12 protein-coding genes are annotated in these 14,482 nt (G+C 49.9%); 9 read left to right on the top strand and 3 right to left on the bottom strand.

Annotation, left to right across the window (positions count from 1 at the left end; all coding sequences use genetic code 11):
* Positions 1-8: 8 nt before the first annotated feature.
* Together ACQ4MZ_RS15710 and ACQ4MZ_RS15705 are read right to left on the bottom strand one after the other, a co-directional pair.
* Positions 9-347: a Txe/YoeB family addiction module toxin gene (locus ACQ4MZ_RS15710; RefSeq protein ID WP_430846043.1), complete on the bottom strand. Its 339-nt coding sequence runs from the start codon at positions 345-347 to the stop codon at positions 9-11.
* A complete protein-coding gene (locus ACQ4MZ_RS15705) occupies positions 344-595 on the bottom strand; it encodes a type II toxin-antitoxin system Phd/YefM family antitoxin (RefSeq protein ID WP_430846041.1) in 252 nt (83 codons plus the stop codon). The genes ACQ4MZ_RS15710 and ACQ4MZ_RS15705 overlap by 4 nt, the downstream gene beginning before the upstream one ends.
* 326 nt (positions 596-921) lie before the next feature.
* Here ACQ4MZ_RS15705 and ACQ4MZ_RS15700 point away from each other — a divergent pair, with 326 nt between their 5' ends.
* The 7 genes from ACQ4MZ_RS15700 (at position 922) to ACQ4MZ_RS15670 (ending at position 9,277) form a co-directional block, all read left to right on the top strand.
* Positions 922-1,494: a hypothetical protein gene (locus tag ACQ4MZ_RS15700; protein WP_430846039.1), complete on the top strand. Its 573-nt coding sequence runs from the start codon at positions 922-924 to the stop codon at positions 1,492-1,494.
* A 334-nt stretch (positions 1,495-1,828) separates the two neighbouring features.
* Complete coding sequence (locus ACQ4MZ_RS15695; protein ID WP_430846037.1) at positions 1,829-3,424, top strand: hybrid sensor histidine kinase/response regulator; 1,596 nt, start codon at positions 1,829-1,831, stop codon at positions 3,422-3,424.
* Positions 3,425-3,438: 14 nt separating this feature from the next.
* Positions 3,439-7,041, top strand: coding sequence for a response regulator (locus ACQ4MZ_RS15690; RefSeq protein WP_430846035.1), 3,603 nt, complete (start codon positions 3,439-3,441; stop codon positions 7,039-7,041).
* A gap of 9 nt (positions 7,042-7,050) precedes the next feature.
* Entirely contained in the window at positions 7,051-7,416 is a 366-nt protein-coding gene (locus ACQ4MZ_RS15685) for a response regulator (protein ID WP_430846033.1), read from the top strand.
* Between the two features lie 4 nt (positions 7,417-7,420).
* Positions 7,421-8,230: a CheR family methyltransferase gene (locus tag ACQ4MZ_RS15680; RefSeq protein WP_430846031.1), complete on the top strand. Its 810-nt coding sequence runs from the start codon at positions 7,421-7,423 to the stop codon at positions 8,228-8,230.
* A complete protein-coding gene (locus tag ACQ4MZ_RS15675) occupies positions 8,212-8,802 on the top strand; it encodes a chemotaxis protein CheB (RefSeq protein WP_430846029.1) in 591 nt (196 codons plus the stop codon). Before ACQ4MZ_RS15680 ends, ACQ4MZ_RS15675 begins: the two co-directional genes overlap by 19 nt.
* 94 nt (positions 8,803-8,896) lie before the next feature.
* A complete protein-coding gene (locus ACQ4MZ_RS15670) occupies positions 8,897-9,277 on the top strand; it encodes a DUF983 domain-containing protein (RefSeq protein WP_430846027.1) in 381 nt (126 codons plus the stop codon).
* 5 nt (positions 9,278-9,282) lie between these two features.
* Here ACQ4MZ_RS15670 and ACQ4MZ_RS15665 read toward each other — a convergent pair whose 3' ends face one another.
* Entirely contained in the window at positions 9,283-10,155 is an 873-nt protein-coding gene (locus ACQ4MZ_RS15665; RefSeq protein WP_430846025.1) for an AraC family transcriptional regulator, read from the bottom strand.
* 100 nt (positions 10,156-10,255) lie between these two features.
* Here ACQ4MZ_RS15665 and ACQ4MZ_RS15660 point away from each other — a divergent pair, with 100 nt between their 5' ends.
* Both ACQ4MZ_RS15660 and ACQ4MZ_RS15655 read left to right on the top strand, forming a co-directional pair.
* Positions 10,256-12,040 carry a cytochrome-c peroxidase gene (locus ACQ4MZ_RS15660; RefSeq protein ID WP_430846023.1) on the top strand — a complete coding sequence of 595 codons (1,785 nt, stop codon included), beginning with the start codon at positions 10,256-10,258 and terminating at the stop codon, positions 12,038-12,040.
* On the top strand, positions 12,037-14,148 hold the full coding sequence (locus tag ACQ4MZ_RS15655) for a metallophosphoesterase (protein ID WP_430846021.1): 2,112 nt from the start codon (positions 12,037-12,039) through the stop codon (positions 14,146-14,148). The genes ACQ4MZ_RS15660 and ACQ4MZ_RS15655 overlap by 4 nt, the downstream gene beginning before the upstream one ends.
* Positions 14,149-14,482 lie beyond the last annotated feature (334 nt).

Raw genomic sequence — 14,482 nt, 5'->3', positions numbered from 1 at the left:
GCACCTTATTAAATGGTTCCTAAGTTGAGACGAAGTCCGCATGAAACGAACATCCGGACTTCGTTTTTTTGTGCTTGTTTATAATGTCCTTTGGCAGAAATTACTGTAACGGTTATCTCGTTTTCATTGACAGCGTACACGAGGCCATGTTCTTGGTTAATCCTTCGCGACCAGAGACCTGCCATATCGTACTTCAACTGCTCCGGCTGCCCGGTACCGGTGTACGGATGTTCAGTGAGCTCGTCGAGCAGTTTACGAAGTTTTATGAGCGCAGGCTTGTTCCCTGACTTTTTAAGCTTTTCAATCCCTTCCAACGCCTTGTCAGTGAAAGCAAGCTGATAACTCATAATCCAAGCAGTTTATCCAAATCCGCCTTATTTACTTTTTTGGTTTTCCCGGCACGGTACTGCTCTATTCCTTCCCTGATCTCGGCCACGACTTCAGGGTCCATGAAGTAACGGTCCTTTTCACTCACCGGTGTCAAGGCATAGGCTTTTCCCTTCCCTCTCTGTATGATGACCTGCTGATTATTATCGGCGAGGTCCATATATTTTTTTTGATTGTCGCGGAATTCGCGTGAGCTGATCACAAGCATCGTTTTTCATTTTTATGTACCAATTTGATACACAATTTACACACAATTAATTTCATTTCCCACGGCTAACATACCCCCACCGTCTCAATTCCCAGCAATTTCCCCAGCTTATCCCATGCTGTTCTATCATATTGATTCTAAAATTGTTGCCTTTTAACAAAGCACCAATTCGGCAGTCTTACTCACAGAATGTATAGATATGACACTATATTTTGCTTCAAAAATTACCTTCGCCGGCCATTGCTCATCCAATTTTCGGCCCGATTGTACGTTCCTATGCTGAATTTCGGTCGATAGACCGATATTTACATTAAAAACCAGAACCGATGAAACGATACCTGATGGCGCTCACCCTCCTGATCGGCGCTGTATCCTGTGATTGGATCGGCAATACGCCGAGTTTTGGGGATGATTTCATTACTTATGATATCAAGGCAGGCAACCATGAAGTAGAGCGCAACCTGAATACGCTGTTTACCGGCTCATCCATGCGTTTTCAGGCGCTCTTCGATAGTAGTTGTATTTATAAAACGAGCGTTCCTGAAAACCAGAACGATATCAATAAACTATACGGATTTTCGGACTGCAGTTCCCAGCACCATAACAACAGTGCACGTTTCGGTTGGAACTGGCGCGAGGGTGCGTTACGTATTTACGCGTACACATACGTGAATGGCGTCCGCCAGGAACGGGAACTTGGTACGGCCGAATTGAACGAAGTCACCAGCTTCCGGATCGATATCCGGGAGAATACTTACGCGTTCACCTACCATGGAACCGAAACCGTGATGCCACGCCATTGCTCGGGCGGCGTGGGCGTAGCTTACAAACTGCTGCCCTACTTTGGCGGTGATGAAGTTGCCCCGCACGACATCCGGATCAAAATCAGGAATTTGTAGGATTGGATTAAACCATATTCTAAAAACTGTCTTCCACATCCGGGCGGAAATTCCCCAACCACCTCCCGAACCGGGGTTTTAAACTGGCTTTTCTCTCGCAACCGACGAATAGTTCCTGCTTTCAGGCAGGTCATTACGAAAAACAGCCCACGGAGGTTTTGACTGGTATAATTTTTGTGCGACGCACCTATCACACACTCGGGAAGACTTGTACACACACTAGGAAATTTTGTGTCTCAGCGAGCTGACCGTATATATTCCGGCGCACCGAAGCCTGTTGGCCGACGCCCGACATTCGGCATATTCCTGATTAGTGCCTACTTTACCCAAAAACATGATCCTTATTGTCGACGACAGGCCGGAAAACATCTTACCGCTTAAAAAAATCCTGGAACTCCACAATTTCAAGACCGACACCGCGGAGTCAGGCGAGGAAGCCTTGAAGAAGGTGCTCAATAAGACCTACTCAGTGATCATTCTCGATGTACAAATGCCGGGCATGGACGGCTTTGAAGTGGCAGAAGCCATTGCAGGCTTCGGGAAAGCGAAAGACACACCCATTATCTTCCTTTCGGCCGTCAATACAGAAAAAAAATTCATCACAAAAGGCTATACCTCAGGCGGTATCGATTACCTCACCAAGCCCGTCGATCCCGACATTCTGTTGTTGAAAGTAAAAACGTTCTACCGGCTTTTCGAACAGCAGCAGGAACTCAAGGCCATTCAGGAATCGCTCCGGCATGAAATCGATATCCGCAAACATGCACAGGAAGAGCTGGCAGCCAGGATGGACGAGCTTCGCTTCATTCTTGAATCGCTGCCGCAGATCGCATTCACGATCCGTAATGATGGGAAGATCGAATATGTAAACAGGCATTGGTTTCAATACGCTGCCGATGCCGGCGCATTTCCGGAAACTCACCCCGATGACCATACTTATAAGCGTTGGAATGAACATTTCCTGAATGGTCTTGAATTTTCCGGAGAGGCCCGGTTACGGCAGCTGGATTCGGACGATTACAGGTATTTTCTGCTTAAGATCATCCCAGTTCTGCAAAATGGCATCATTGTGCGGTGGGTAGGCACTTTTACCGATATTCACCAGCAAAAGATGGCGAACGAGTTGCTGGAACATAAAGTGGAACTCCGCACTAAAGAACTTGTCGATAAAAACTCCGAGCTCGAAACAACGAACCACGAATTGCAGCAATTTGCATGGGTGGTATCCCATGACCTGAAAGAACCGCTTCGTAAAATTCAGACTTTCAGCCATTTGATTAAAGACAAATACCTATCCGGCAACGAAGAGGCGATCTCTTATCTCGACCGGTCGATCAGCTCTTCGGCCAGAATGTCGCGGCTCATCAGCGATCTGCTCGACTATTCACGACTCTCTGTGACTGCCTATTTCCAGCCTACCGACCTGAATGCGCTGGTAGATGAGCTGCTTGCCGATTTCGACGAAACAATACGGGAAAAGAAAGCCAGCATCCGAAAGGACACTCTTCCGGTGGTGGAAACGATCCCGAGCCAGATCCGCCAGGTATTCCAGAACCTGATCAGCAATGCCCTGAAATTTTCGAGACCCGATGTGGCACCTGTCATCGATATTCGGTGTGAGATTATTGAAGAAAAGAACCTTTCCAGCCTCGCATCGGCCGAAGGTCCCTATTGCAGGATTACCATTGCAGACAATGGCATTGGCTTCGACGTGAAGTTCCTCGACCGGATATTTGTCATTTTTCAAAGGCTCAACAACATCAATGCCTACGAAGGAACCGGGATCGGACTGGCCATCGCCAAGAAGATCATGGACAAACACAATGGCATTATTTCCGCCCGGAGCACCGAAAACCAGGGTTCCGAATTTATTCTTATACTTCCGTTCGTGCAGGAACATGCGCCGACGACCATTAAAACCGACATTTAGCTGACGCCCATTTTATGAAGAAAGTTTCCAATTCGATCGTCCAGCAATTACAGATCGTATTTTCCTTCTCCATCCTGCTTCTTTTTTTCAGCCTTTTGGCCTCTTATTATGCCACACAGAAGCTGATCAATAATTCAGAGCTGGTCAACCATACGAATGAAGTGCTCATCGAGGCCGAGGCCGTCATGTCGCATATGAAAGATGCGGAGACCGGCCAGCGGGGCTACCTGGTTACGTCCGACCCGCAATTCCTTGAGCCCTACGAAGGCGCTTACGAGAAAACCACTAACAGCTACAACAATCTGTTGGAGCTTACTGCCGACAATCCCGCGCAGCAAAAAAACCTGCGAGAGGTAAAAGCGCTTTATGAAGCCAAATTCGGCCAGATGCAGAATATCATCGATATGGCGAAAAAGGACCCCAATTTCGTGCACGATACCGATGCCCGTCTGCGGGAAATGGTTCGGGGGAAAAAGATTATGGACGACCTCCGGCTCAATACGGAGCGAATCAAGGAAGAGGAAAGTGCCAGGCTGGCCGAACACCTCGAACAGCAGCAGATCTATATCAAATACACGCCCATTCTGGTGGTTGTAGCCGCACTTATATCGATCCTGATCACCATCTCCTCCTACCTGCGCATTCGGAAAGATATTGGTAAGCGAATAGCACAACAACAGCTCGACGAGGAAAAGTATGCCGAAACAAGCCGCCGGATCAGCCATATCGAAAAGGTTACGCAAAGAATCTCAGAAGGCGACTATTCAGCACGCAGCATGGACGAATCCGACGATGAGCTCGGCCGGATTTCCACTGCTTTGAATAACATGACCGGCTCGCTGGAGCAAACTTTCAATGATTTGCATAACCAAAACTGGCTGCAAGCGGGAGAAGTAAAAATCAACGACGCGATACGGGGCGAACGTGTGCTCAAAAAACTATCCGGAAATCTCATCAATACGCTGGCCGGCTATGCCGGGGCGAACCTCGGGACTATCTATATTCTCGATGCCGACTGGAATTTCCGGATTACCGGCAGCTTCGCGGCTCAAAATGCACCGGAAACCATCGTGCCGGGACATGGCCTATGCGGGCAGGTTATCGAAACAAAGAAGCCGGTCCTCGTACGCGATGTACCTGCGAACTACCTCAAAATAACATCCAGCCTGGGCGAAACCAGCCCTGCTGCGCTCGCGATCCTCCCGCTCGTGTATTCCTATGAATGCATAGGCGTGATCGAACTCGGATTCTTGAAAACCCCGGATGATCTCACTATGCGTTTCCTGGAAGAAAACCTTGAAACAATGGCCAGCGGAATCAATTCCGCCATCGACTATGTAAAACTTCAAAACTTCCTGGAAGAAACCCAGGCCCAGGCCGAAGAGCTGCAAACGCAGCATAACGAGCTCGAAAACCTGAATGCGGAGCTCGAAGCACAATCGCAGAAACTGCAGGCTTCGGAGGAAGAGTTGCGCGTGCAGCAAGAGGAGCTGCAGCAAACCAATGAGGAATTGGAAGAACGGAGTGGCCTGCTGGAAGAAAAGAACCTTGAAATACAGAAAAAGGCGGAGGAGCTGGAACTCACCACCCGGTACAAATCCGAGTTCCTCGCCAATATGTCGCACGAGCTTCGGACACCGCTGAATTCGATCCTGCTTTTGAGCCGGCTGCTTGCCGAAAATGACGACAAGAACCTGACCAGCGACCAGATCGAATATGCGACGGTTATCCAGTCATCGGGCAACGGCTTGCTGGGCCTGATCGACGAGATCCTCGACCTATCGAAAATCGAGGCCGGGAAGATGGAACTGGATTACGTGAGTGTATCCTTGAAAGAGATTTACGATGACATGAAGGGGCTTTTTGCTCCGATCGCGCGGGAAAAAGGGCTCGAATTCTCGGTTACCATCGCGAACGATGTTCCGCCGGTGATCGAGACGGACAAAATGCGGATGGAGCAGATCCTGAAAAATCTGATTTCCAATGCATTGAAGTTCACCGCACAGGGATCGGTGGATATTACCATCAAGCTGAACGACGGAAATGATAAAATGCTGTGCTTCGTCGTCCGTGACACGGGCATAGGCGTCCCGCCTGAAAAACAACACCATATTTTTGAAGCATTCCAACAGGCCGACGGCTCCACGAAGCGCAAATATGGCGGCACGGGGCTGGGATTATCGATCAGCCGGGAGCTGGCCAAGTTGCTGGGTGGAGAAATATCGCTCACAAGCGTGCCTGGTCAGGGCAGCGAGTTCACGCTGTTCCTGCCCATCGGACCGGCGTACATTGGTTCCGAACCGGAAAAGGCCAATTTCTTCGAAAATTACCAGGAGGAAACCGCAACTAAACCGTCTCCTGCGACGCAAAACCGGTTTATCAGCACCGTCATTCCGGAAAGTATCCCCGACGACCGCTTGACGGCAAAAGATGCCGCGAAAACGATCCTGATCATCGAAGACGATACACTTTTTGCCAAATCACTCCTGGATTATACCCGGAAACAGGGCTACAAGGGCATTGTAGCCGTACGCGGCGACGAGGGCCTTGAACTGGCACGGACGTTCCGTCCCATGGGTATCCTGCTTGATATTCAACTGCCGGTGGTGAGCGGATGGGACGTGATGGACCAGCTCAAAAACGATCCTGAAACGCGACATATTCCGGTACATATCATGTCGTCGCACCGGATGAAAAACGAGAGCTTGCAGAAGGGTGCAATCGACTTCATCGACAAGCCGGTGGCGATCGAGAAGATGGAGGAAGTTTTCCGGAAAATCGAATATGTGATCAGTAAGAAATCGAAAAAGGTGCTCATTGTCGAAGACAATTCAATGCACGCCAAAGCATTGGCCTACTACCTGGGCACATTCGACATTCATTCGGAGTTGAAAAGCGATATCAATGAAGGTGTCAGCGCGCTTTCCAACAACGAGGTCGACTGCGTGATCCTCGACATGGGGATTCCCGATAAGAAGGCCTATGACATGCTCGAAGAGGCGAAAAAGAATCCCGGCTTTGAGCACGTACCGATCATTATTTTCACGGGCAAAAGCCTTTCCATGACCGAAGAGCTGCGGATCAAACAGTATGCCGACTCGATCATCGTCAAAACCGCACATTCCTATCAGCGGATGCTCGACGAGGTGTCACTGTTCCTGCACGTGGTAGAGGAAAACAGGAAAAATGCCCGCCAGAGCGTCGACGCTTACAAGCTCGGCGGACTCGGGGAGATTTTGAACAATAAAACAGTACTCATAGCCGATGACGACGTCCGGAATATTTTCTCACTTTCGAAATCATTGGAAAATTACAAAATGAATGTCCTGACGGCACTCGACGGCAAGGAGGCGTTGCAAAAGCTCCGCGAAAACCCGGAAGTCGATGTAGTACTGCTTGACATGATGATGCCGCAAATGGACGGCTACGAAACCGCAAAACGCATTCGCGAAAATCCGCATTGGCGCAACCTGCCGGTGATCGCCGTTACCGCCAAAGCCATGACCGGCGACCGCGAAAAATGCATTAATGCCGGCGCTTCTGACTATATTACGAAACCAGTGGATATCGACCAGCTCATGTCGCTGCTGCGCGTGTGGCTTTATGAAAAATCCTGACCCCGCACCATGGAAAAGAAAAAGATCATGATCGTCGATGACGACGCCCGGAACATTTTCGCGCTCAGGGCGACCCTTAAATCGAAGGGGTTCGACTGCATTTCCTGCTCCGCCGCAACGGAGGCGCTCGACATCCTGAAAACCAGTGAACCGGTGGATGCCGTGCTGATCGATATGATGATGCCCGAAATGGATGGTTACGAGGCCATTCCGCTGATCAAGGACCTGGAAAACAGGCAATCGGTACCGGTGATTGCCGTCACGGCACAAGCCATGGTAGGCGACCGTGAAAAGTGCCTTGATGCCGGTGCTAACGATTATATTTCCAAACCGATTGATGTCGACAAGCTTTTGAAGATACTTGGTAACATCTGATCCCATGATTGAAGAGGAAGACATCGATCTTTTGCTGAATGACTTGTTCGATCTCTACGGATACGATTTCACGCGGTACTCTCGCGCTTCGTTGAAACGCAGGATCACCCGGCTCTGCTCTCTCGATAAATTCCCCAGCTTCGCCGAGTTGCGTTACAAGGTCCGCAACGATCCGTCGTATCTCAAACGATTCGTAGAAGAAGTGACGGTCAATGTCACCGAAATGTTTCGTGATCCTGCATTTTACAGGTCCCTGCGCGAGGAAGTACTTCCGGTATTGGGTACCAAGCCGTTTGTCCGTATCTGGCATGCAGGCTGCTCAACGGGCGAAGAGGTATATTCCATGGCCATCCTGCTCAAAGAGGCCAATCTTCTCCGGCGCTCACTGCTGTATGCGACCGATCTCAATCCGAGCGTGCTTGAAAAGGTCAGAAAGGGCATATTTCCACTCTCGCTGATGAAACAATACTCCGAAAGCTACATTTTATCGGGTGGCACCGCGGATTTTTCTACTTATTACACGGCCCAATACGGACAAGCCAAGTTCGACAACGAACTTTCGGAAAAGATCATTATTTCGACCCATAACCTGGTATCCGACAGCTCTTTCAATGAATTCGATCTGATTCTCTGTCGTAACGTACTCATTTACTTTGACAAGGAATTACAAGACAGGGTCCTGCAACTATTCGATGCGAGTCTCGGCACATTGGGTTACCTTGCATTAGGGACGAAAGAGACCCTGAAATTCTCGGCTGTACAACACAAGTTTAAGCAACTGAACCGGGAGAAAATATGGAAGAAAATCATTTAAACCATACTTGCGAACTCCTGTTGATCGGAGGCTCGGCGGGGAGTCTGGAGGTCCTGTTCAGGCTGCTTCCGTTGTTACGCGCCGACTTGCCGTTCCCGGTGGCGCTGGTATTGCACCGCCGTAGTTCCGGTGATTCCTCCTTATCCGAATTGCTGGCTTCCAAAACCTTAAATCCAACCCAGGAAGTTGAAGACAAAGAACCTGTTACACCCGGAACGATCTACCTTGCTCCTGCCGATTACCATCTACTCATCGAACATAACCGCACTTTTTCACTGGACTATTCCGAAAAAATCAATTTCAGCCGGCCGAGCATCGACGTCACGTTCGAATCGGCTGCTGAGGTCTACGGACCGGGGCTGGTGGCGATATTGCTCTCAGGTGCTAATGAGGACGGTACCAGCGGTCTCACTGCCGTAAAGAAAGCCGGAGGTATGGCTGTCGTGCAAAATCCCGATACCGCCCAAATGCCCTTCATGCCGCACCATGCCCTTACCCATCTGCACATCGACCGTGTGTTCGATACCATAGAAATGGCCGCTTTCATCAACTCATTGAGGCAGGCTTACTAACCGATCGTTGATTTCTACCACAAAAGCGAGATCCAGTCTTTCTTTTTAAACAGGCTATTGAGGAAATTTGTATAGAGTTTAAAACAGTAAGATCATGGCAAAGCCCAATAAAATATACAGCATTTTATTCAACAAATGCCCCCAATGCGGCGAGGGCGACTTTTTCATTACAAAAAGCGCCTATAATCTGCGGAATTTCGACAAAATGAACCGCCATTGCCCTCACTGTGGTGCCGACTTTGTGCCTGAACCGGGGTTCTATCAGGGCGCATTGTATATCAGCTATGCCCTCTACGTGGCATTCATGGTGATTTACTTCCTGATTTTCGTCAATTTTTTCAGACAATACCTCGATTATTTCCTGGTAAGCATCATTCCAATCCTGGTTATCCTGACACCGCTCTTTTACCGCATGGCGCGCCGCACCTGGCTTGCGTTGTTCATCAAGCCGGTGTCTTCCGAAGAACGGGCGTAAAGCATTTATAAGGCCGGGCTCTTCCGGAAATCTTCCGGCGTCATGCCGGTTTCTTTCCGGAAGAACTTGGTAAAGTAGGAGTTATCGTTGAAATTCAGCTTGTAAGCGATTTCCGAAACGGTCAGATCCACGTTGATCAGAAGTCTTTTTGCCTCCAAAACGATCCGGCTGCGGATCAGCTCTCCCGCCTGCATTCCCAGGTGCTCTTTACATAGCGCATTCAGGTGATTAGGCGTCACATTCAGCATTTCGGCATACTGGCCGGGCAGTCGCAGTTGGTCGTAATGCTTATCGATGAGGCGGATGAAGTTCCGTACCGTCGCATTCTTCCCCTTTTCAGCATTCTTTTTGCGGTCTACCGAATCGCTCTGTTCGATGATCAGGAAAATTTGGAGTAGTAAAACACGCACCATATCGTCGCGCCACGCCGTCGCGCGGGCATTTTGGCTCAGCAATTCCTCGAACAGCCTGCAGACATGCGCGCGAATCGGTTCGGACAGCATCAATACATTATTGCTGCTATCCTGATCGAGAAAAGAGAACGAATCGAGGTATTCCGGTTGCAGCAGGAAGGATTTGAAAAAAGTATCCGAGAAATTGACCACGTACCCTTCCATTTCCCCTTCAAAATCCCATGTATGTACCTGTCCGGGAATCATGAAATAGATCTGATAAGGCGTAGCTTGAAAATGGTGGAAATCAATCGTGTGCCGGCCACTGCCTTCGGTAAAAAGTACCAGATGGTAGAAACTGTGGCGATGCGGAAAAACAAGGCTCTGATGTTCATGAACATAATCCGAAAACCGGGCGATCATGATATGGTCTTCGCGGTATTCGGATAGCGGGCCGATGTCGAGCCGTGGAAATGAACCGTGCATGGCAATTCGAAAATTGGGTCAGAGTTGGCAATTTAATGCTAATTCGTGATTTGACGCCTCTTCTGTATCTTGCATAAGTTTCAAAACCCTTTTCTGTCCGATGCGGAGAGCGCTTGCATTATGTATGGCATTGTTACTGCTTGCTGCGGCATCCCGGCAGGAAAGCATTGGCGTACAAAACTGCACGGACCGCTTTCGAACCGATGCCCCGGCATTTGCCGCCGCCGTAAGACAAATGCGGATGGCGATCGAAAAAATAGATACTTCCGATGTCCAGAGCATTGCACATGCAAAACAAAAGCTGAGAGAAACCCGGCTGGCTTACAAGCGGATCGCATTTTTCCTGGACTACTTCTTTTTTACCTCGTCGCGCATCTACAACCGGCCGCCCAAGAACGAAATCGAGGAGCCACACCTCGAATACGGAGCTCCTACCGGGCTCCAATATATCGAAGCGCTGTTGCTCGACAATCCCGGTTTACATAAGGAGGAAATCGTGCAACAATGTCGGTTTCTCGAAACTTCGGCAGAAGATCTGCCCGCACTGCTCTACAATTTCAAAACCACCGACGCGCAGGTACTGGAAAGTGTGCGCCTCGAACTGATCCGTGTCATAACACTGAGCATCAGCGGTTTCGATGCGCCATTACTTAAAAGCGGCCTCGACGAAGCGTTGGTTTCACTTCAAGCGCTTCACGAAGTATTGAATCCCTATTTAATGCATTCCGATGAAGGCTCGGTCCGAAAATTGCTGATTTCCTGCGAGATTTATCTTACCGGAAAAACGGATTTCGACCAGTTCGACCGGTTGTTCTTTCTGACTAACTATGCGCTGCCATTGCAGGAAAGTCTTGGCCTGATGATCAGCGGAATGGGTTTGGAGGTCAATGAGAAGGGTATTTTAAATTACAACGCCCGGAACATTTTCAGCCGGGATGCTTTTGCAGAACCTGCTTTTACCGGAGGGGCCAACACCAATCCTGCATTTGCCGAGTTAGGTAAAAAACTATTTTTCGAGACGCGTTTATCGTCCAACGGCACGCGCAGCTGCGCATCGTGCCATAACCCCGCTCTGTATTTTACCGACGGGCTCCCCCGCAGCATAGGCATTCACCCTGGCCAGGCGGTGCGGCGGAATGCACCTTCCTTATTATATAGTGCATTCCAACACGCTCAATTCTGGGACGGACGCGCCAAAACGCTGGAAGAACAGATCCGCACGGTGATCCGCGACAGCCTCGAAATGAATGGCAAGCCAGGAGAAGTGATACGAAAACTGGCCAGAGAACGCCCCTATCGCCGTCTGATCCGAAAGATATCTCCGAAGCGGGGGACTTTGAGTGATACGATCATTTACAAGGCCATTGCGGCCTATGTACGCACTTTGCAGCCATTCAATTCGGATTTTGACAGGTACATTGCGGGAGATAAAGCAGCACTCACGGATCGTCAGGTGAATGGCTTCAACCTTTTTATGGGTAAGGCTCAATGCGGCACGTGCCATTTCGCACCGCTTTTCAACGGGCTGATCCCGCCCACTTACACGCTCACGGAGTTTGAAATACTGGGCACTACCGCGTCGGATGATCTGCTCCACCCAAAAACGGATCCCGACCAGGGGCGCTTCGAAACCCGCCCTACCCCCTATTATCGCGGGGCATTTAAAACGCCCACCGTTCGCAACGCCGCCGTAACAGCTCCCTACATGCACAACGGCGCTTTGGGAAGCCTCGAAAAAGTCATGGAATTTTACGATAAAGGAGGCGGGGCCGGCCTGGGTCTCGATATTCCTAGCCAAACGTTACCGGCAATACCGCTTAATCTTTCGGACCAGGAAAAGTCTGACATCATTGCCTTTCTACATTCACTTACCGACCGTCTATGAAAACATATTTACCCGCCTTCTTGCTGTTCTTCGCATTCATCGCCGCACAGGCGCAAGGTACGCTCCTGCGCGGCCCCTATCTTCAGGTAGCGACGCCCACGAGTATCGTTATCCGTTGGCGTACCGATAAACCCTCCGAATCCGTCGTCAGAATTGGCGGCAGCTCGCAGTCACTCGCCCAGACTTTTGCCGACGATACCCCTGTTACCGAGCATGAAGTGAATGTCACCGGCCTGCAAGCGGAAACACGTTATTACTATTCCATTGGTTCGCAAAGCGCAGTTTTACAAGCCGGAGAGCACAACTATTTCCAGACTTCCGCCGTGGCTGGGAAAGCGGGAAAATATCGTTTCGGACTGTTGGGTGATTGCGGCACGAACTCTGTCATACAAGACGAAGTGCGGGCAAGGATGATGGACTATCTCGGCTCCAACTACATGAATGCCTGGCTTTTGCTTGGTGATAACGCCTATTCTTTCGGGCGTGATGCCGAGTACCAATCCAATTTTTTCAACCGGTATAAAGACAACCTGCTAAAAAAATATCCGCTCTTCCCCTCACCGGGTAACCACGACTACGACAACGACAATCCGGCCCGGCAGAACGATCATAAGGTCCCCTACTACGATGTTTTCACCATGCCAACCCGGGGCGAAGCAGGCGGTGAACCGTCCGGTACCGAAGCATTCTATTCTTTCGACTATGGTAATGTCCATTTCCTCTCGCTCGATTCGTACGGCCGGGAAGACAACGCGACGCGCCTGTATGACACGCTCGGCAGGCAGGTACAATGGATAAAAAAAGACCTCGCGGCCAACAAAAACAAAGATTGGGTCGTGGCTTACTGGCACCATCCTCCCTACTCGAAAGGCTCTCGGGAATCGGATGGCGATCCCGAAATGACGGCGATCCGCCAGAATTTTATCCGGATTCTCGAACGCCTGGGGGTTGATCTGATCGTTTGCGGGCATAGTCACGTGTACGAGCGGTCGCGCCTGATGGGCGGTCATTACGGGTACAGCAACACTTTCGACGCGTCCAAACACATCATTGACGCCTCTTCTGCCCGGTACGATGGTTCGGACAATTCGTGCCCCTACATCAAAAACTCCCCTCAAAGCCGGGGAACGGTATATGTGGTAGCCGGTTCCGGGGGCCAACTCGGCAATCCAAAGCCCGATTTCCCACACAAAGCCATGTATCATTCCGACGCCGAACACGGCGGAGGGCTTATGCTGGAAGTGGAAGGCAACCGGCTGGATTTGAAATGGATCGCAGCAGACGGCGTAATCCGCGATAAATTCACGATGGAAAAGGGCGTGAACAAGGAAACAACGCACGAAATCGCACGCGATCAATCCATCGAGCTTAAAGCCTCGTTTGTAGGCAATTATGTATGGAGTGATGGTTCAAAAACACGGACGATCACCGTAAAACCTACTGAAAGTACAGATTATACGGTGAAGGATGGCCGGAACTGCGTTCAGGATGTGTTTCATGTAAAAGTGGCCGCTCCTAAGCCTGATCCTGCCACATTCATTGGTTTCAATGCAAAGAAGGACGAAAAGAACCTGGTAACATTGGCCTGGATAACGAGTGCCGAAAATGAACTCGCCTATTTCGCTGTACAACGATCTACCGATGCCAAAAACTTTACGCAAATAGCAAAGGTCCCCGGCGGCCCAATCTCGCAACAGAACAAGAATTACATGTTCGAGGATAGTGAAAGCACTAAGTTGCCTGTAAACGCGCGCTATTATTATCGGGTCGTTGCGACATCAACTGACGGACGACTGCTGTACACTCCCATCATGCAGGTTTCTCTTTTTGAAATTGTACTTGCAGCCGAGCCAAACCTGTCGCTCGACGTCGAAATCATCCCTAACCCATCAACGGCAAGCCAAATGCAGATCCGCATCGCCAGACAAACCACGCAGGTAGCCGAACTGACGCTTACCGATGTTTCAGGAAGGACATTAGATACCCGTAAAATGACGATCAGCCAGACGCCCGTCACGTTCCTGCCCGGCCAGCTCAACACCGGGATTTATTTTCTGAAAGTGAGCATAAATGGCCGGCGTACCGTCAAAAAGCTGGCGATTCAATAGCGATCATTTCTTGACAAACCTGCGGGTATGCTCGGCACCGTCGGCATAAATACAATCCGACACCAACGGAAGAGAGGTTGCTCAATGCTAAAATGGTCCTCAGGCTATCGCTGTCGCCAATAGTGAGATGGTTGCCGATGGGAGTCTGATCATCGAACGCCCACAGAACCGATCGTTGATAACGAGTTCGGCGGGACGTTGAGCAAGTGCGGCATACGGCAACAACGCCACCAGTAGGAGGTAGAATTTTCACAAAAAGAAGGGTTTATGTTTACCAAAAGCTTTTCAGGCTATTATAGCTAAAAACCTTTGAAACACAAGCCCTTATTTGTAG

The sequence above is a fragment of the Dyadobacter sp. BHUBP1 genome (genome assembly GCF_050587785.1).
Classification (GTDB): Bacteria; Bacteroidota; Bacteroidia; order Cytophagales; family Spirosomataceae; genus Dyadobacter.
Note: the sequence above shows the minus strand (reverse complement) of the source record. Positions and strands in the feature narration are given on the sequence as shown.